Genomic DNA, 17,806 nt, shown 5'->3' with positions numbered 1-17,806 from the left:
GTCGTACCTGCCAGACTGGACGCATGAGCACCACACCGCAGTGCTGGCTGACCGACATGGATGGCGTTCTGGTCCGAGAGGAGCACGCCCTGCCCGGGGCCGCAGAGTTCCTGCAGGCGCTCACCGACCGGCAGCGGCCCTTCCTGGTCCTCACCAACAACTCGATCTTCACCCCACGCGACCTGGCGGCGCGGTTGGCGCGGTCGGGGCTGATCGTGCCCGAGGAGTCGATCTGGACGTCGGCGCTGGCGACGGCGGCGTTCCTGCACGACCAACTGCCGGGCGGCTCGGCGTACGTGATCGGCGAGGCGGGCCTGACCACGGCCCTGCACCACGTCGGCTACACGCTGACCGACGTCGGCCCGGACTTCGTCGTGCTGGGGGAGACGCGCACGTACTCCTTCGAGGCCATCACCAAGGCGATCCGCCTGATCCTCGGCGGGGCACGCTTCATCGCCACGAACCCCGACGTGAGCGGACCGTCGGCGGAAGGACCGCTGCCCGCGACGGGTTCGGTCGCCGCGCTCATCACCAAGGCGACCGGCCGGGAGCCGTACTTCGTCGGCAAGCCGAATCCGATGATGTTCCGTAGCGCGATGAACCGCATCGAGGCTCATTCCGAGGGCACCGTGATGATCGGCGACCGGATGGACACCGACGTCGTCGCGGGCATCGAGGCCGGCCTGGAGACCATCCTGGTGCTCACCGGCTCCACGACGCGCGACGACATCGAGCGATATCCGTTCCGGCCCAGCCGGGTGTTCGACTCCATCGCCGACGTGATCGACCTCGTCTGACCCGACGTGCGTGGCCGCGGTGCACCCCGCGCCCCATATCGTGATCGCATGACCGACCGACCCGACCCCACCCGGCCGCTGGCCGGGGTGCGGATCATCGAGATCTCGAGTTTCGTGGCCGTGCCGCTCGCCGGCATGACGTTGGCCCAGCTGGGCGCCGAGGTCACCCGTGTCGATCCGGTCGGCGGTGCCGCCGACTACCACCGGTGGCCCCTCACCGACGATGGCACCAGCATCTACTGGGCAGGGCTCAACAAGGGCAAGCAGTCGGTGGCCGTCGACGTCCGTTCCGAGCAGGGGCAGGACCTGATCCAGCGTCTGATCGCCGATGCCGGCATCCTGATCACCAATGTCGCCGGGCGGCAATGGCATTCGCACGAAACGCTGGAGCGGCTCCGGCCCGACCTCATCCACGTCGAGGTCTCCGGCCGCGCCGACGGGGGCACGGGCGTCGACTACACGGTCAACGCGGGCATCGGGTTCCCGATGGTCACCGGCCCCACCGCGCTAGCGACCCCGGTCAATCACGTGCTGCCGGCGTGGGACGTCGCGTGCGGGCTGTACACGGCGCTCGCCGTCGTGACCGCGGTGCGTCACCGTGACGCGACCGGGGCCGGGCAGCGCATCTCGATCCCACTGGAGAACGTCGCGCTCGCCACGGCGGGCAACCTCGGCTTCCTCACCGAGGTAATGGTCAACGGCACGTCGCGGTCCCGGATCGGCAACTCCATCTACGGCCAGTACGGTCAGCACTTCACCAGCTCCGACGGCGAGTCGTTCATGGTGGTGGCGCTGACTGGACGGCACTTCCGTGACCTGACCGAGCTGACCGGGACCACCAAGGCCGTTGCCGCCCTTGGCGTTGCGCTGGGTGCGGACTTCACCGACGAGGGCGACCGCTATCGGCACCGCGACGCGCTGACGGGGCTGTTCACCGTATGGTTCACCGCGCACGGCGCTGCCCAGGTATCCGAGGCACTGTCCTCGACGTCGATCCTGTGGGAGCGGTACCGCACCTTCGCCGACGTCGTCACCGACGCCAAGGTGACCGACAACCCGCTGTTCACCTCGCTCGATCAGCCGCGAGTCGGCACGCATCTGGCGCCCGGCCTCCCCGTGGCGATCGACGGCACCTACCCGCCGGCGGTGCCCGCACCGGAACTCGGAGATCACACCGCGGCGGTGCTGCGCGACCGTCTGGGACTGTCCGACGACGACGTCCGGGCGCTGACCGACGCGGGGACCGTGGCATGAGCGCTCTGCTGGCGCTCCTGGACGTCCACGGCAACGGGACCACCTGGGTCGGCCCGGCCAGCGGACCCGAGGGCAAGCGGGCGTTCGGCGGTCAGTTCATGGGCCAGAGTCTCGCCGCGGCCGCCCGCACGGTCGCGCCGCAGAAGCAGCCCACCAGCATGCACCTGCAGTTCCTGCGGGGCGGTGAGGCGGGCGATGCCGTCGACTACGCCGTCACCGAGGTGTTCGACGGCCGCACCGCTGCCGCGCGACGCGCCGACGCCACCCAGGCCGGGCGCCTGCTGACCACCGCCACCGTGTCGTTCGCCGCGCCGATGGCCGGTCCCGAGCACGGCCGCCGCGACGCGATGCCCGGTGACCCCGAGGCGCTGCCGCGCAGCGGTCCCGCCGGGCCCGCCCCGTCGATGCCTCTCGGCGAGATCGACATCCGACTCGACGACGACCTGTCCACCGGCGAGTTCGTGCGGCGGCTGTGGTGGCGCGTGACCGTGCCGGTGCCCGACGACGCACTGCTGCACACGGTGATCGCGGCGTACGTCTGCGACGTCTACATGATCGACCCGGCGCTGGCCGTGCACGGTCACTCGATGGCGGCCCGCACGCACCGCAGCGGCACCACCGACTCGTCGATCTGGTTCCACCGGCGGGTACACGCCGATCGCTGGAACCTGTTGGAGACCCGCTCGCCGGCGGCTGCGCGCGGCCGGGGCGTCATCACCGGCAGCCTGATCGGGTCCGACGGGGTCATCGCGGCCACGCTCGCGCAGGAGGGGCTCATCGCCGAGCGGGAGCAGCCTGCCGCCGACTGAGCCCGCTCGGCGTGCGTCCGCGGACCCAACGGCGCGTCACCGTCACCAGACGGGTCAGCAGGATGCCGACCACGATCGCGGCCAGCACGCCGACGAACCGCTGTTCGCCGAACAGCGGATACACCTGGTAGTGCGTCAGGTAGATGAACAGTGACGCCTCGGCGATCACACCGGCGGTGACAGTGAACGCCGACGGGCAGCGGATGGCGGGCAGCCAGATCAGCAGCGCCAGCCCGATGAACACCAGCGCCTCGCGGTTGGGCTGGCCGAAGTACCCGACGATGCCGACGGCGAGCACCGCGGTCACGGCGAGCCGCTGCCACACTGTCGACGACTTCGAGGCGGCCCAGCCGATGGCGAAGAACCAGAACGCCAGCATGGTGAACCACGCAGCCTTGCCGAGACCGATGCCGAAGACGTCCCACCGCAGCGCCATGCCGAGGGCGAGGAATGCCGCGGCGACGCCGAACGGCCACCGGCGTTCGGCGCGGTCGCCCCACCGCGTCGCGCACAGCAGGGCCAACCCCACCAGGACCCACACCAGGACTTCGACGAACCACAACCGCCCGGCGGTCATGCTGTCCTCTGGGCCGAGGAACTTGTTGGCCAGCAGCAGATTCGAGGCCGCGTAGTCGTCGGTGACGACTAGCGCGATTGCCACCCACACGACGGCCGGCACGGCGATCCAGCCGATGGTGCTGACCAGGTGGCGCACCCGGGTGGCGCGCGGCAGAGGCGTGAGGCAGAAGCGGCCGAAGTTGTATCCGGCGACGCCCAGCAGGATGTGCGCGCCGCCCCAGAGCACCCACAGCTCGGCATGCGATCCGGCGACCAGGATGATCGCCGCCGCACGCAGCGCCACGCTGGTCTCGAGTGTCGTTCCCCACCATCGGCGGGTCTTGCGGGCGGTTTCCAGTTCGCTCAACGGAAGTCGCTGCCAGTCCGCCGGCAGGTGCCCGAGTGCACGTTCGAGCCGTACCGACATGGCCACGTAGGACAGCGAGTTGCCGCCGAGGTCGACGAAGCTGCTGCGGGGGTCGATGTCGGCCGCGTCGATCTGCAGCACGTCGGCGAACAGGCCACGCAGGTCGAGGCGGGCGTCGTCGGTCGTCCGCTCGGCGGCGCGCTCCCGCAGGGTGCGGTAGTCCGGCTTGCCGGTGGGCAGTCGCGGGATCTCGTCGACGTCGACGACCCGGACCGCCGCCCGGGGAAGCCCGGATGCGTCGGCCGCCGCGGCTGCGACGTCGCAGTCCCTTGGACGGTCGGCGGCGCCGACGATCAGGAGGCCGTCGCCGTCGGTGCAGATCGCGGTGACGCCGTCGGCGTGCAGGGCCGATTCGACGCGTTGTAGGTCGATGCGCAGTCCGTACAGCTTCACGAACCGGTCGCTGCGGCCCACCACCTCGTAGAGGCCGTCGGGGCGTCGGCAGGCGACGTCGCCGGTGCGCAGTTCCTCGACGCCGGCACCGGAGGCGAGTTCGGCGGCGGTGTGGGCGTAGCCCATCATCACGTTCGGTCCGCGGTAGAAGAGTTCGCCCGTGCCGTCGGGCATGCCTTCGACCGGTTCGATGCGGAACGAGCCGCCGGGGATCGAAACGCCGATCGACTCGGGATGGTCGTGGGCGAGTTCCGGCGGCAGGTAGGCCATGCGCGCGGTGGCCTCGGTGGCGCCGTACATGACGAAGAACCGCCACCCCGAGCGTGCGCCGAGATCGGCGAGCCGCCGCACGCGGCCCGGGTCGAGCCGTCCGCCGGCCTGGGTGACGTAGCGCAGGTTCGGCAGCGACATCGCCTCGAAGCCGATCCGGTCGAGCAGTTCGAAGGTGTGCGGTACGCCCGCGAACGACGTAGCGCCGTTGGTGCGGAACGACTCCCAGAAGTCGTCGTCGACGACGGACAGGTCGGTGAGCACGAGTGCGGCCCCGCGCAGCAGGTGACTGTGGATCACCGACAGCCCGTAGCAGTACGACATCGGCAGAGTGGTTGCGGCCCTGTCGGTTCGGGTGATGTCGAGGTAGGTGGCGATGGACTCGGCGTTGGCGGCCAGGTTGAACCGGGACAACCGCACCAGCTTGGGGGAGCCGGTGCTGCCAGACGTCGAGAGCAGCAGAGCGAGGTCCGGGTGGAGTTCGGGGGCGGGACGGTGGCATGGCCCCTCGGTGATGACCCCGTCGGCGACGATGACGTCCGGGTGGTAGGTCTCGACGACCGACCGGTGGTCGCCGCCCGCAGGGACGGGCAGCACGACGTGCTTGCCGGCGAGCGCGCCGAGGTAGGTCACCAGCGTGGGAAGGTCGTTGCGGGTCTCGAGCAGGACGAGCTTGCGCCGCGCGCCCAGTTCGGCGGCCCGCGCGGCGACCCGAGTCGCGAGTTCGGCGTAGCTGAGCGTCTTCTCGGCCGTGATCAACGCGACGTCGTCGCCGTGGCAGGCGAGGTGGTCGACGAGCCGTTCGAACATCATGACGCCGTCAGCCGCCGTCGCGTGGGCGGTCGCCGAACACCACGGCGCCGCCGGTGACGTGGATGCGGACCTTGGCGTCGACCGCAGGCGGCGCGACGCTGTGTTGGCGGACGGTGATCGGCGCTGCGTCGCCGCCGAGGTCCACGGTGAGCATGACGTCGTGGCCGCGGAACTCCGACGCCAGGATCGTCGCGATACCGTCGCCGAGGTCGTCGTCGGAGACGGCCGTCGCCTCCAGTTGCTCCGGGCGGAGCATCAGCGTGCCGCCGCCGTCGGGGACGGAGCCGCGCACCGGCAGGCGGCCCAGCGCGGAGGTGGCGACCCCGTCGGCCACCGTGCACGGCAGGAGCACGCAGTCCCCGAGGAACTCGGCGGTGAAGCGGTCGTTGGGTTCGCGGTACACCGCCTGCGGCGTACCGACTTTGGTGAACCGGCCGTCGCGCATGACCGCCACCTGGTCGGCGATCGACAGCGCCTCCTCCTGGTCGTGAGTGACGATCAACGTGGTGACACCGGCGTCGGAGAGCAGTGCGGCGACGGCCTTGCGGGTCGACGCCCGCAGGCCGGTGTCCAGGGCGCTGAACGGTTCGTCGAGCAGCATGAGCGCGGGTTGGCGGGCCAGCGCCCGGGCCAGCGCCACGCGCTGCTGCTGCCCACCGGAGAGTTCGTGCGGGCGGCGCGAGGCGTAGGACTCGTCGAGGGCAACGGTGGCGAGGAGTTCGGCGACGCGGGGCTCCGAGGAGCGCTTGCGCCCCGACAACCCGTAGGCGATGTTCTGACCCACGGTCAGGTGCGGGAACAGGGCGCCGTCCTGCGCTACGTACCCCACGTCGCGGCGATGCGCGGGCGTGCTGCGTCCGGCGGCAGCCACCTGGCGTCCGCTGATGGAAATCGTTCCGGCGTCCGGGTTCTCGAAGCCGGCGACGAGGCGCAGCAGCGTAGTCTTGCCGCAGCCGGAGGCGCCGACGACGGCGGTGATGGTGCCCGCGGTCACGCCGAGGTCGATGCCGTGCAGCACGGTGTGGCTGCCGAAGGACTTGACCAGACCGCTGACGTCGAGCGCGTTCGTCATAGCGCGGCCGCCCTGCTCGACTGCTGGAACAGCACGACGGTGACCGGGACCGCGAGCACCACGAGCAGCAGCGCGTACGGTGCGGCGCCGGCGTAGGCCAGCTCGCTCGACAGCGACCAGAACCGCATCGCCAGCGTGTTGGTGCCCGTCGGTGCCAGCAGCAGGGTGGCGGTCAACTCGGTCGCCACGGCGACGAACACCAGCGAGGCGCCCGCTGCGGCCGCAGGTGCAGTGAGCCGCAACGTGACTCGCAACAGCGTGCGGGTGGGTGATACGCCGAGCGAGCGCGACGCCTCCTCCAGCGTCGGCGGCACCTGAGCCAGACCCGACCGCAGGTTCACCATCGCGCGGGGCATGAACATCAGCACGTAGGCGGCGAGGACCAGCGTCGCCGTCTGGTACAGCGGCGGTGCGAAGCGGATCGCCACGGTGACGAGCGCGAGCGCGGTCACGATGCCCGGCATCGAGCTCGTCACGAAGTTCGAGCCCTCGACGAAGCGGGCGAAGAACCCGCGGTGCCGCACCGCAATCCAGGCGAACGGGAAGGCCAGCACCGTCGTCAGCGCGGCTGCCCCGGCGGCCAGAGCCACGGTCTGCACGGTCGACGGCACGATCTCGCCGAGCGTCCACACGTCGCTGCCGCCGATCCACAGCCACCGCACGATCGTCCACACCGGCACCCCGAGCGACAGCACGGCGAGGGCGGCCAGGGCCGCCAGTGCGGGCAGCGTCATGCCACCCAGACGGTGCGGCAGCGACGTGCGCTGGGCGCCGGAACCGAGCCGGGCGTAACGGGCGTTGCCGCGGACGCCGGCTTCGCCGACGAGCAGCACGAGGCACAGCAGCATGAGGACGCCGGCGAGCGTGCTGCCCGCCGCGCCGTCGAACGTGGCCTGGAACTGCTCGAAGATCGCGGTGGTGAACGTCGAGAACCGCAGCATCGCGAATGCGCCGTACTCGGCCAGCAGGTGTACGCCGATGAGCAGTCCGCCGCCGAGGACGGCGAGGCGCAGCTGCGGCAGGACCACGCGCCGGAACACCGCCGCGGGGTTGGACCCGAGTGTGCGAGCGGATTCCTCCATCGCGGGGTCCAGGCGACGCAGCGTGGCCGCGGCGGGCACGTAGACGAACGGGAAGTACGAGAGCGAGGCGACGAGGATGCCCGCCCAGAAGCCGTGCAGGGTGGGGACGACGCTGACCCACGCGTAGCTGTTGATGAACGCGGGCACCGCAAGGGGAGCGACGAACAGCGGCCGCCAGATCGCTCGGCCGGGGACGTCGGAGCGCTCCACCAGCCATGCCGCGCCCACGCCGAGCACGATGCAGATCGGGACCGTGACGACGACGAGACCGACGGTGTTGACGAACAGTTCGAGCACGCGCGGCCGCGCGAGCAGTTCCCACACCCGCGCTGGGCCCAACGACACCACCGACCACGCGACGTACCCGATCGGCACGAACGTCGCTACGACCAGCAGCACCACACCGGCGGTGAGAACCGGCCCGGGCCGCGTGGCGGAGGCTCGGCCGGTCGTCTCCGACGGGGGCAGGGCGTCGTCGATCAGGGCCGCATCGACGGCCGTCGCGGTGGGGGTGACCACGTCAGCCACCCATCTAGAGCAGGCCCGCCTTCGTCATCAGGTCGGTGACCTTCTGCGCGTCGAGGTTCGACGGGTTCACGGCGGGTGCCTGCAGGTCGGCGAGGGGCACCAGCGCGGGGTTGGCGGGCACGCCGCTGGCCACGGGGTACTCGAACGAGGTGCCCTTCTCGAGCACTTCCTGGCCGGCCTTGCTGGTGATGAAGGTGAGGAACTTCTGGGCGTCTGCCTTCTTCTTGCTGGAGTTCAGGATGCCGCCACCGGAGATCGAGACGAACGCGCCGGGATCCTGGTTGCGGAAGTAGTGCAGCGCGGTGTTGCCCGAGATCTCCTTGGTCTGCGACTGATCGCGGAACCAGTAGTAGTGGTAGATGATCCCGCCCTCGACCTGGCCGTCGTTGACGGCGCGCAGCGTGGCGATGTTGTCGGAGTAGATCTCGGCGCCCGACTTCATGCCCGCGAGCCACTGGCTGGTGGCCTGCTCACCGGTGAGTTCGAGCATCGCCGCAACGATGGCCTGGAAGTCCGGCTTCACCGGCGGGGCGCCCCAGCGGCCCTTCCACTCCGGCTTCTCGAGATCCATGATCGACCGCGGCAACTGGGCCTCGGTGAGCTTGGTCTTGTCGTAGGCGAACACCGTCGTGCGCGCGGCGACGCCGGTCCACTTGTTGGTGGCGGGGCGGAACTGCGGCGGCACTTGGGAGATGGTGGCCTGGTCCACGTCGGTGAACAGGCCGTCCTTCTCGACGGCCGCCATGGCGGGCGAGTTCTCGGTGAGGAACACGTCGGCAGGCGACGAGTCGCCCTCGGCGATCAGCTGGTTGCCCAGTTCGGTGTCGCCGCCCTGACGGTAGGTGACCTTGATACCGGTCTCCTTGGTGAAGGCCTCGATCCACTCCTTGGTCAGCGACTCGTGCTGCGCGTTGTAGACCAGCAGGCCGTCCTCTTCCTCCGACGACGAGCAGGCGGTGAGGCCCGCTGCCAGCGCGACGGCGGCCCCCAGTGCGGTGATGCGACTCCAACGACTACGACGGGCTGACATCGACCGGCCTTTCTGCAAGGTGAGGATTGCCTAACGAACATACCCTTAGGAGCCCTAGGAGCTTGCGTGGCCGGTTGCGCTTCCGTGACGCGTGCCGCTCAGCCCTCCTGATCGATGGCGAGCCACTCCGACAGGGTGATGCCGAACGCGTGCGCCTGACACAGCTCGGCTTTGCGCTGGGCGCCGATCGCCGGGTCCACCCACTCGACGAACTCGCGCTCGGGATGGCTCGCGTCCCGCATGTGGATGAAGTAGTCGTACAGGCCGTAGCCCACGACGCGGTCGCGGCGAATGCGAAATGGCAGCGGCAATCGATAGAGCTTGGTACCGCGCACTCCGACGTCGAGCAATTCGGCATCGGAGTCCACGACGAGGCGTTCGAACGACAGATAGGTCAGGGCGACGGACCGCTGATCGGCATTCGGCAGTTGGGCGATGTCCTGGATGAGCAATTCGCTGGCGATCACCTTGCGGTAGTGCCGTTCGTCGAATTCGGCGCCGTTTAAGAAGTACGTCCCGGTGCCGTCCTGCCATTCGACGGCGGGCCTTCCGGTGTCGTCGTGCAGGACGTCGGGCCGCCCCTCCGCCGTGCGGATCGCCGGCAGGGGGACGGCCAGCAGCTCGCCGCGCACCGGGACCAGCCAGCCCAGCCCGGCATTGCGGGCCGCGCTCATCGACCGCGAGAACCGTGCCCACCGGTCGGCGGCGACGACCGCGTTGTGCTCGGTCCAGCGTGCCGTCGGCTCGCGGCGGCGCCTGAGTTCGGCGGCGAGGACGCGGTCACCGATGGTGCGGCCCGGGTCGTCGCGCGGCAGGGGGTCGAGGTCCTGCGGGAGGAGGTGGCCGAACAGCGTCCGACCCGGGTCGTCGTCGGCCGCCCAGTACGGCACGGTCCGCCACCGCGGGTCCGTCCCGTGGTGCGATGCGATCGTCAGCGCTCGGCTCAACCTGGCGACGACGCTGAGCTTGGTCGGTGTCAGGCCGCGGGTGTCGCAGAACCGCGCGACCGCGTCGGGGACGACGGGACCGTCGAACGGCATCGGCCCGGGTCAGTCCTGGACGTACCGCGTTCGGGGGTTCCGGTCGACCGTGGCGCCGATGTCGAACTCCGTCTTGCGCAGCACCCGCCACACGCCCGCAGGCACCTCGAGTTCGCGATGCCGGTCGTGGTCCTTGAGGTGGACGAGCCGGGTGGGTTCGTCGAGGTCGACGAAGACGTCGCCGTTGGCGGCGACGATCTTCGCGAACTCCCGGTCGCCGTCGAGCACGTGGTGATGGCCGGACTCGCTGTGCCCGACGATGCAGGTGGTGACCTGCTCGCGGGTGCCTGCAGGCGCGGACCGGACGGGAAGCAGCATGACTTCGCCGTGGCGGATGGGGTTGTGCATCGACGGTTCTCCTCGTGAGGGCGGGGATGGGCGCGGGGGACGGGGTGAACGTAGCGCTGGGGTCCGACAGGCCCGGAGCTGTACGCTGACGGCGAAAACGTCTGTGGCCGTTGATCGATGATCATCGACCGGCGCATCACGGAACGGTCACGATTGCATCGCCGCGTGTCGCCGAATCCTTAATTTCCGCGGCAAGGTCTTAGCGGTGCTTTAGAGATACCGACGAGATTGCGGCGAATGTCACGCCGTGCGATGTAACGCTCTTGAAATGCGCGATTCGCGGGCTCGTGAGTCCCATTTCGGGGTGCCGAGCGTCGGTACGTTGGCTCGTGGGTAGGGGGATCTGCCCAACGAAATCGAAGCAAGGAATTCACTGATGAAATCGATGAATACGACTGTGCGCCGGGGAATCGCCGGCGTCGTCGCCACGTGTGCCCTCGGAGTCGTCGGCGGAACCGTCGCGATGCCGGCCGCCAGCGCAGCCCCGTGCAACGCCAGCGGCTACGCCAACACCGCCAGCGGCGTGCTGGGTGAAGCGGGTCGGTACCTCGACGCGCACCCCGGTGCCAACGACGTGCTGACCCGCGCGGCCACGCAGCCCGCCGGTGAGGCCGAGTCCTCGGTGCGGGCCTACTTCACGGCCAACACCAACGAGTACTTCGACCTGCAGCGCATCGTCGCGCCGCTGAAGGACCTGCGCAACCAGTGCGGCGTCTCCGTGTCGCCCGCCCAGCTGCAGATGCTCGTCGACGAGCTGTAACCAGCAGTAGATCGCACCGCCGCCGCAGCCCGAAGCTGCGGCGGCGGTCTGCGTTTCGTGGGGGTGTTGCTTGGGAGTGGTTGCGTACTGCGGTGGTGACGTCCTTCCGCGAGCGTGCGTGTCTGCGGGCGACACGCCGGTCGAAAACCTGAGTTTGCGCACGCTCGCGGTGGGCGCGGTGGGCGCGGTGGGCGCGGTGGGCGTGGTGGGGCTGTGGATGAACTGGCGTCTGGGGATGAATGGCGTCGAGCGGCGCGTGGGTGTCGTGGTTGGTGAGCAGCGTTGTCGCCATGACGCATCCTTTGACCCGCGCTCAGCTCGGAGCGCTCGGCGAGCAACTGGCGGTAGACCACGTGGAGTCGTTGGGTTGGCGGGTGCTGACCCGCAATTGGCGGTGCCGCTGGGGCGAATTGGACGTGATCGCGGCCGACCCGGTGGAGCGTGCGGTGGTGTTCGTTGAGGTCAAGACCCGCTCCGGTGACGGGTTCGGCGGCGTCGCCCAGGCGGTGACGCCGACCAAGGTGCGGCGGCTGCGTCGGTTGGCGGGGCTGTGGCTGGCCGCACAGAGCGGGAGTTGGTCGCAGATCCGCATCGACGTGATCGGCGTGCGGATCGCGCCGGGCGGCACTCCGGAACTCACGCACCTGCGTGGGGTGGGGTGATGCCGCTGGGTCGAGCCTTCTCTGTGGCCGTGCGCGGACTCGAGGGGCATCTGGTGGAGATCGAGGCCGACATCACCTCGGGTCTGCCGGGGGTGCATCTGGTCGGGTTGGGGGATGCGGCGCTGCAGGAGTCGCGCGACAGAGTGCGTGCGGCGGTGACCAATTGCGGCAACACCTGGCCGATGGCGCGGCTGACGTTGGCGCTGTCGCCGGCGACGTTGCCCAAGACTGGGTCGCTGTATGACATCGCGCTGGCGTTGGCGGTGCTCTCGGCGGCGGGGAAGGCGTCGTGGCCGCGGCTGGAGAAGACGGTGCTGCTGGGCGAGTTGGCGCTCGACGGGCGGGTGCGTCCGGTGCACGGGGTATTGCCCGCGGTGCTGGCGGCCAAGCGCGAGGGCGTGCCTACGGTGGTGGTCCCGTTCGCCAACCTCGCCGAGGCCAGTCTCGTCGAGGGCATCGAGGTGTTCGGGGCGCGCACGTTGCGGCACCTGCAGGAGTGGGTGGAGGGCAAGGCCGATCTGGACGGGCGCATCGAGGCCCCGCCCTATTCGCCAGACGTGGTGGCCGATCTGGCCGAGGTGGTCGGTCAGACCACTGCCCGTTTCGCCGTGGAGCTGGCCGCCGCCGGCGCGCATCACCTGATGCTCACCGGCCCGCCCGGGATCGGGAAGACGATGCTGGCGCAACGACTTCCGGGACTGCTGCCCGAGTTGTCGCCCGACGAGTCGTTGGAGGTGACCGCGATTCACTCGGTGGCGGGTCTGCTCTCGGGTGACGCGCCGCTGATCACCCGCCCGCCGTTCGTCGCTCCGCACCACACCTCGTCGGTCGCGGCGATGGTGGGTGGCGGGTCGGGGATGGCCCGCCCGGGAGCGGTCAGCCGGGCCCACCGTGGCGTGCTGTTCCTCGACGAGTGCGCGGAGATCGGGACCAGCGTGCTCGAAGCGCTGCGCACACCGCTCGAGGACGGCGAGATCCGGCTGGCACGACGCGACGGCGTGGCCCGCTATCCAGCGCGCTTCCAACTGGTCATGGCGGCCAACCTCTGCCCGTGCGCGCCAGCCGATCCGCAGGACTGCGTGTGCCCGGGCGCGATCAAACGCCGGTACCTGGGCAAGCTCTCGGGCCCACTGCTCGATCGCGTCGACCTGCGCGTCGAGATGCACCCGATCAGGTCCGGTGCCATCGCCGCGGAGGCGACGGGGGAGTCGACGTTGAAGGTGCGCGCCAGGGTGGCGGCCGCGCGAGCCGCCGCGGCCGAACGGTGGGCCGAGCACGGCTTCCACACCAATGCCGAAGTGGGAGGGTCCCTGCTGCGGCGGCGGTATCGGCCGTCGCGGGCGGCGATGGCGCCGTTGAGCAGCGCGCTCGATCGCGGCGCATTGAGCGTGCGAGGGCTCGACAGGACACTGAGGGTTGCTTGGACTTTGGCCGATTTGGGTGGTCTGACCTCGCCGGGGCTGGACGAGGTCACCACGGCGCTCAGCTTCCGCGGTGCGGGGTCGACGCGATGACCGGCGACATGACCCGCGAGGAAGCGCGGGCTTGGGCGTACCTGTCGCGCGTCGCCGAGCCGCCGTGCGCCGACCTGGCCGATCTGGTTGCCGACGTCGGTCCGGTCGAGGCGGCAGAGTTGGTCCGACGGGGCCACGTCGAGGACGGCCTGCTGTCGCTCACTGCGGCACGTCGCGAGATGAACTGCGCCGATGAGGATTTGAACCTGCTGGACCGGCTGGGGGGACGGTTGCTGACACCGGGTTGCTCCGAGTGGCCACACCTGGCTTTCGGGGCCTTCCATGGCGCGACCGGACGCCCACGGGCGCAGACCCAGCCGCCGATGGTGCTGTGGGCAATCGGTCCCGAACGGCTCGTCGACGCGACCGAACGGGCCTGCGCGATCGTCGGCACCCGTGCCGCCAGCGCGTACGGCGAACACGTCGCGTCCGACTTCGCCGCCGGGCTCGTCGAGCGTGACGTCGCGGTCGTGTCGGGCGGCGCCTACGGCATCGACGGCGTCGCACACCGCACCACCCTGGCCTGCGAGGGGCTCACGGCAGCGGTGCTGGCCGGAGGCATCGACGTCTTCTATCCCAAGGGACACGAGACGATGCTTCGTCGGATCGGCGAGCAGGGTCTGCTGCTGACCGAATACCCGCCCGGCGTGCGACCGGCGCGACACCGATTCCTCGCGCGCAACCGTCTGGTCGCCGCGTGCAGTGGCGCAACGGTCGTCGTGGAGGCCGGGCTGCGCAGCGGTGCCGCGAGCACCGCGGCGTGGGCCAAGGCGCTGGGTCGGCCCGTCTGCGCGGTGCCCGGTCCGGTGACGTCGGCTGCGTCGGCCGGCTGCCACGTGCTGCTGCGCGAGGGTGCCAACCTCGTGACCCGCGCTGCCGATCTCGTCGAATACGTTGGCCGCATGGGCGAATTCGAAGCCGAACCAGAGCATCCGACGACACCGCTCGACGGATTGAGCGACGCCGAGCGGCAGGCTTACGAGGCGTTTCCCGCGCGCGCCGCCAGGACCGTCGACCAGCTCGCCGAAGCCGCGGGCGTTCCCGCCACGCAGCTGCTGGGCCCGCTGGCGACGCTGGAACTCGCCGGCCTGGTGACACGCCACCAGGGCCGATGGCAGCTAACGAGGCCGACGGTGGCGGACGTGCGGTAGCCCACCCAGCGCAGATTGGCGCTCGTATAGTCGGGAGATACGACATCGCGGCTGGCAAGCGGCTTCGTGACAGGGAGGTACGAGTGGCAGGGCGCCCGATCCACACGTTCGAGGTGGTGCGCAGCGAGCAGCTGACGCCCCACATGATCCGGCTGGTGCTCGGCGGCCCCGGTTTCGACACCTTCACCCCGAATGAGTACACCGACTCGTACGTCAAGCTCGTGATCGTCCGCAACGACGTCGACGTCACCGCGCTACCGCAACCCCTCACGCTCGACAGCTTCAACGAGTTGCCCGAGGAACACCGTCCGGTCGTGCGCACCTACACCGTGCGCCGCACCGAACCGGAGCGTCGCGAGATCACCATCGACTTCGTCGTCCACGGCGAGCTCGGGGTGGCCGGCCCCTGGGCCGCGGCGGCCCAGCCGGGCCAGCCCGCCTACCTCATGGGTCCGAGCGGCGCATACGCCCCCGACCCGGCCGCCGATTGGCACCTGCTCGCAGGCGACGAGGCCGGCTTGCCTGCGATCAGCGCTGCGCTCGAGGCGATGCCTGCCGACGCCTGCGGCTTCGCCTACATCGAGGTCAGCGGCCCGGATGACGAGATCGAGCTGACCGCACCGGACGGCGTACAGGTCCGCTGGGTCTACCGAGGTGGCCGCGCCGATCTGGTACCCGAGGATCACGCGGGCGACCACGCGCCGATCATCGCCGCGGTCAAGGAGACGCCGTGGCTGGCAGGCCAGCCGCAGGTCTTCATCCACGGTGAGGCGCAGGCCGTCATGCACAACCTCCGCGGATACATCCGCAAGGAACGCGGCGTCGACGCGAAGTGGGCGTCGATCTCCGGATACTGGCGTCGCGGCCGCACCGAGGAGACCTTCCGGCAGTGGAAGGCCGAACTCGCCAAGGCGGAGGCGCAAGCCGGCGACTGACACCGGGCTGGCACGCTGACCCCATGGCGTTCGGTGACTACCAGCTCGAGATCTACCTGCAGGGCCTCTCCGGCATCGTGCCGTCGCTGCCGATGGCTTTCGCGGAACTGGAGGCGAAGGCCGAGGCCGCGATGCCGCCGTCGGTCTGGTCCTACGTGGCGGGCGGCTCGGGAGACGAACGCACGCAACGGGTCAACGCCACGGCGTTCGAGCGCTGGGGCTTGATGCCGCGGATGTTCGTCGGCGCCACCGAACGCGACCTCACGGTCGACCTGTTCGGTCTGAAGCTCGAGTCGCCGGTGTTCATGGCGCCGATCGGGGTCATCGGCATCTGCGCGCAGGACGGCCACGGCGACCTGGCCGCTGCCCGGGCCGCGGCGCGCACCGGGGTGCCTTTGGTCGTGTCCACTCTGACGGCCGACCCGCTCGAAGACGTGGCCGCCGAGTTCAGCGACACCCCCGGGTTCTTCCAGCTGTACACGCCGAAGGACCGCGAGCTCGCCGCGAGCCTCGTCCACCGCGCCGAGGCCGCCGGGTACAAGGGCATCATCGTGACGCTCGACACCTGGGTGCCCGGCTGGCGGCCGCGCGACCTGTCGACGTCGAACTTCCCGCAACTGCGCGGACACTGCCTGTCGAACTACACCAGCGATCCGGTGTTCCGGTCCCGCCTGGCGCAGTCGCCGGAGGAGAACCCGCAAGGTGCTGTCTTGCAATGGGTTTCGACGTTCGGCAACTCACTGTCGTGGGACGACCTGCCGTGGCTGCGTTCGCTGACCAAGCTGCCGCTGCTGGTCAAGGGGATCTGCCATCCCGACGATGCCCGGCGCGCCATCGACGGGGGAGTCGACGGCATCTACTGCTCCAACCACGGTGGCCGGCAGGCCAATGGCGGGCTGCCCGCGATCGACTGCCTGCCCGCAGTGGTCGAGGCGTCCGGCGACGTGCCCGTGCTGTTCGACTCGGGCATCCGCAGCGGCGCCGACATCGTGAAGGCGCTCGCCCTCGGCGCCACGGCCGTCGGCGTCGGGCGGCCGTACGCCTACGGCATGGCCCTCGGCGGTACCGACGGGGTGGTGCACGTGTTGCGGTCGTTGCTCGCCGAGGCCGACCTGATCATGGGCATCGACGGCTATCCGACGCTCGCCGACCTGACGCCGGAGTCGCTGCGACCGGTCCACTAGCGCGAGCGTGCGCGAACTCGGGTCTCTGCCCGGCGTGTCGCCCGCAGACACGCACGCTCGCGGGGAAACGGCAGGTATCGAAAGTGTCACGCCCGCGAGTGCCGATCCCGCTGCGCAAGCGGACTCTGCCACGGTGGACGAGTGACGCCGTACGTGACCGCCGTGCTCGAGGAGTTCGACGAGTACCTCGCGCTGCAGTGCGGGCGCTCCGAACACACCCGGCGCGCGTACCTCGGTGACCTCCGCTCGCTGTTCGGGTTCGTCGAGCAGCGCAGGCCCGATGCCAAGCCGTCCGACCTCACGCTGCCGCTGCTGCGGTCGTGGCTGTCGGCTCAAGCGACGGCGGGAGCAGCACGAACCACGTTGTCGCGCCGCACCTCCGCAATCAAGACGTTCACCGCGTGGGCGTCGCGACGGGGCCTGATGGACGTCGACCCGGCGACCCGCCTGCAGGTGCCGCGCGCGCATCGCACGCTGCCCGCGGTGCTTCGGCAGGATCAGGCGCGCGACGCAATGGACGCGTTGGATTCCGGTGCGCAGCAGGGCGACCCGCTGGCACTGCGCGACCGACTGATCGTCGAGATGCTCTACGCGACGGGCATCCGCGTCAGCGAACTGTGCGGCCTCGACGTCGATGACGTCGACATTTCCCGTCGGCTCGTCCGCGTCCTCGGCAAGGGCGACAAGCAACGGACCGTGCCGTTCGGCGAACCCGCCCTGCGCGCAACGCAGGCGTGGCTTTCGGGCGGCAGGCCCACGCTGGCTACCGAATCATCGGGCCCGGCACTGCTTCTCGGCGCCCGCGGCGGGCGCATCGACCCACGCCAAGCCCGCACCGTGGTGCACCAGACGATGGCGGCCGTCGACGGCGCGCCCGACATCGGGCCGCACGGCCTGCGGCACAGCGCGGCGACCCATCTGCTCGAAGGCGGCGCCGATCTGCGCGTCGTCCAGGAGATCCTGGGCCATTCGAACCTTGCGACCACGCAGCTCTACACCCACGTCACCGTGGCCCGGCTGCGTGCCGTGCACGATCAGGCCCACCCCCGCGCCTAGCTGTACTGACCTGAGAGGTTAGGTACGCGGCTGGCGGGTGGTTGACCCCCGAGTGCTGTGTGGCCGCGGTGGTAATTGTAGGTGTGCAGCCATCGTGGGTATTCGGCGCAGCGTTCGGCGTCG

The 17,806-nt window shown here is 70.2% G+C and carries 16 protein-coding genes and 1 pseudogene; 10 read left to right on the top strand and 7 right to left on the bottom strand.

Annotation, left to right across the window (positions count from 1 at the left end; genetic code table 11):
* Nucleotides 1-23: 23 nt before the first annotated feature.
* Genes LOK44_RS26215 through LOK44_RS26205 form a run of 3 tightly spaced genes read left to right on the top strand, consistent with a single transcriptional unit; the run spans nucleotide 24 to nucleotide 2,860 of the window.
* Nucleotides 24-797, top strand: a complete 774-nt coding sequence (locus LOK44_RS26215; protein ID WP_163918184.1) for an HAD-IIA family hydrolase — start codon at nucleotides 24-26, stop codon at nucleotides 795-797.
* A 48-nt stretch (nucleotides 798-845) separates the two neighbouring features.
* A complete protein-coding gene (locus LOK44_RS26210; protein WP_237573024.1) occupies nucleotides 846-2,051 on the top strand; it encodes a CoA transferase in 1,206 nt (401 codons plus the stop codon).
* Nucleotides 2,048-2,860 (top strand): acyl-CoA thioesterase, encoded by an 813-nt coding sequence (locus LOK44_RS26205; protein ID WP_237573023.1) that lies wholly within the window; start codon nucleotides 2,048-2,050, stop codon nucleotides 2,858-2,860. Before LOK44_RS26210 ends, LOK44_RS26205 begins: the two co-directional genes overlap by 4 nt.
* Here the strand turns inward: LOK44_RS26205 and LOK44_RS26200 are convergent.
* From LOK44_RS26200 to LOK44_RS26175, 6 genes are all read right to left on the bottom strand, one after another.
* The gene (locus LOK44_RS26200) at nucleotides 2,826-5,321 is read right to left on the bottom strand and encodes an AMP-binding protein (protein ID WP_237573022.1); all 2,496 of its coding nucleotides are present in this window, start codon (nucleotides 5,319-5,321) and stop codon (nucleotides 2,826-2,828) included. The two genes, LOK44_RS26205 and LOK44_RS26200, sit on opposite strands and share 35 nt — an antisense overlap.
* A 7-nt stretch (nucleotides 5,322-5,328) precedes the next feature.
* Entirely contained in the window at nucleotides 5,329-6,393 is a 1,065-nt protein-coding gene (locus LOK44_RS26195) for an ABC transporter ATP-binding protein (RefSeq protein ID WP_237573021.1), read from the bottom strand.
* Nucleotides 6,390-7,958, bottom strand: a complete 1,569-nt coding sequence (locus tag LOK44_RS26190) for an ABC transporter permease (protein WP_249784195.1) — start codon at nucleotides 7,956-7,958, stop codon at nucleotides 6,390-6,392. The genes LOK44_RS26195 and LOK44_RS26190 overlap by 4 nt, the downstream gene beginning before the upstream one ends.
* 49 nt (nucleotides 7,959-8,007) lie before the next feature.
* Nucleotides 8,008-9,033 (bottom strand): iron ABC transporter substrate-binding protein, encoded by a 1,026-nt coding sequence (locus LOK44_RS26185; protein WP_237573020.1) that lies wholly within the window; start codon nucleotides 9,031-9,033, stop codon nucleotides 8,008-8,010.
* A 98-nt stretch (nucleotides 9,034-9,131) separates the two neighbouring features.
* Entirely contained in the window at nucleotides 9,132-10,073 is a 942-nt protein-coding gene (locus tag LOK44_RS26180; RefSeq protein ID WP_237573019.1) for a hypothetical protein, read from the bottom strand.
* Nucleotides 10,074-10,082: 9 nt separating this feature from the next.
* The gene (locus LOK44_RS26175; RefSeq protein ID WP_237573018.1) at nucleotides 10,083-10,421 is read right to left on the bottom strand and encodes a DUF8820 family protein; all 339 of its coding nucleotides are present in this window, start codon (nucleotides 10,419-10,421) and stop codon (nucleotides 10,083-10,085) included.
* Between the two features lie 376 nt (nucleotides 10,422-10,797).
* Here LOK44_RS26175 and LOK44_RS26170 point away from each other — a divergent pair, with 376 nt between their 5' ends.
* The 7 genes from LOK44_RS26170 to LOK44_RS26140 all read left to right on the top strand — a co-directional run bounded on the left by LOK44_RS26170 (nucleotide 10,798) and on the right by LOK44_RS26140 (nucleotide 17,683).
* Nucleotides 10,798-11,181: a heme-binding protein gene (locus LOK44_RS26170; protein WP_237573017.1), complete on the top strand. Its 384-nt coding sequence runs from the start codon at nucleotides 10,798-10,800 to the stop codon at nucleotides 11,179-11,181.
* A 290-nt stretch (nucleotides 11,182-11,471) separates the two neighbouring features.
* Nucleotides 11,472-11,843, top strand: a complete 372-nt coding sequence (locus tag LOK44_RS26165) for a YraN family protein (protein ID WP_237573016.1) — start codon at nucleotides 11,472-11,474, stop codon at nucleotides 11,841-11,843.
* Nucleotides 11,843-13,357 (top strand): YifB family Mg chelatase-like AAA ATPase, encoded by a 1,515-nt coding sequence (locus tag LOK44_RS26160; protein WP_237573015.1) that lies wholly within the window; start codon nucleotides 11,843-11,845, stop codon nucleotides 13,355-13,357. Before LOK44_RS26165 ends, LOK44_RS26160 begins: the two co-directional genes overlap by 1 nt.
* On the top strand, nucleotides 13,354-14,508 hold the full coding sequence (dprA, locus tag LOK44_RS26155; RefSeq protein WP_237573014.1) for a DNA-processing protein DprA: 1,155 nt from the start codon (nucleotides 13,354-13,356) through the stop codon (nucleotides 14,506-14,508). The genes LOK44_RS26160 and dprA overlap by 4 nt, the downstream gene beginning before the upstream one ends.
* Nucleotides 14,509-14,591: 83 nt before the next feature.
* On the top strand, nucleotides 14,592-15,443 hold the full coding sequence (locus tag LOK44_RS26150) for a siderophore-interacting protein (RefSeq protein WP_237573013.1): 852 nt from the start codon (nucleotides 14,592-14,594) through the stop codon (nucleotides 15,441-15,443).
* Nucleotides 15,444-15,466: 23 nt separating this feature from the next.
* Nucleotides 15,467-16,627 carry an alpha-hydroxy-acid oxidizing protein gene (locus tag LOK44_RS26145; protein WP_237573012.1) on the top strand — a complete coding sequence of 387 codons (1,161 nt, stop codon included), beginning with the start codon at nucleotides 15,467-15,469 and terminating at the stop codon, nucleotides 16,625-16,627.
* Between the two features lie 153 nt (nucleotides 16,628-16,780).
* Entirely contained in the window at nucleotides 16,781-17,683 is a 903-nt protein-coding gene (locus LOK44_RS26140; protein WP_237573182.1) for a tyrosine recombinase XerC, read from the top strand.
* Here the strand turns inward: LOK44_RS26140 and LOK44_RS26135 are convergent.
* A pseudogene (locus LOK44_RS26135) lies at nucleotides 17,680-17,806 on the bottom strand (IS481 family transposase); the annotation flags it as partial. The gene LOK44_RS26140 and the pseudogene LOK44_RS26135 overlap by 4 nt on opposite strands.

It is taken from the genome of Mycolicibacterium lacusdiani, from assembly GCF_021916785.1.
GTDB classification, from domain to species: Bacteria; Actinomycetota; Actinomycetes; order Mycobacteriales; family Mycobacteriaceae; genus Mycobacterium; species Mycobacterium lacusdiani.
The sequence above is the reverse complement of the archived record's forward strand: the minus strand, read 5'-3'. Positions and strand labels throughout refer to the sequence as shown.

Excerpts from the sequence above, each read along its gene's own strand:
- LOK44_RS26215 (WP_163918184.1), top strand. The coding sequence starts at position 24 with ATGAGCACCACACCGCAGTGCTGGCTGACCGACATGGATGGCGTTCTG.
- LOK44_RS26210 (WP_237573024.1), top strand. The coding sequence starts at position 846 with ATGACCGACCGACCCGACCCCACCCGGCCGCTGGCCGGGGTGCGGATC.
- LOK44_RS26205 (WP_237573023.1), top strand. The coding sequence starts at position 2,048 with ATGAGCGCTCTGCTGGCGCTCCTGGACGTCCACGGCAACGGGACCACC.
- LOK44_RS26200 (WP_237573022.1), bottom strand. The coding sequence starts at position 5,321 with ATGATGTTCGAACGGCTCGTCGACCACCTCGCCTGCCACGGCGACGAC.
- LOK44_RS26195 (WP_237573021.1), bottom strand. The coding sequence starts at position 6,393 with ATGACGAACGCGCTCGACGTCAGCGGTCTGGTCAAGTCCTTCGGCAGC.
- LOK44_RS26185 (WP_237573020.1), bottom strand. The coding sequence starts at position 9,033 with ATGTCAGCCCGTCGTAGTCGTTGGAGTCGCATCACCGCACTGGGGGCC.
- LOK44_RS26180 (WP_237573019.1), bottom strand. The coding sequence starts at position 10,073 with ATGCCGTTCGACGGTCCCGTCGTCCCCGACGCGGTCGCGCGGTTCTGC.
- LOK44_RS26175 (WP_237573018.1), bottom strand. The coding sequence starts at position 10,421 with ATGCACAACCCCATCCGCCACGGCGAAGTCATGCTGCTTCCCGTCCGG.
- LOK44_RS26170 (WP_237573017.1), top strand. The coding sequence starts at position 10,798 with ATGAAATCGATGAATACGACTGTGCGCCGGGGAATCGCCGGCGTCGTC.
- LOK44_RS26165 (WP_237573016.1), top strand. The coding sequence starts at position 11,472 with ATGACGCATCCTTTGACCCGCGCTCAGCTCGGAGCGCTCGGCGAGCAA.
- LOK44_RS26160 (WP_237573015.1), top strand. The coding sequence starts at position 11,843 with ATGCCGCTGGGTCGAGCCTTCTCTGTGGCCGTGCGCGGACTCGAGGGG.
- dprA (WP_237573014.1), top strand. The coding sequence starts at position 13,354 with ATGACCGGCGACATGACCCGCGAGGAAGCGCGGGCTTGGGCGTACCTG.
- LOK44_RS26145 (WP_237573012.1), top strand. The coding sequence starts at position 15,467 with ATGGCGTTCGGTGACTACCAGCTCGAGATCTACCTGCAGGGCCTCTCC.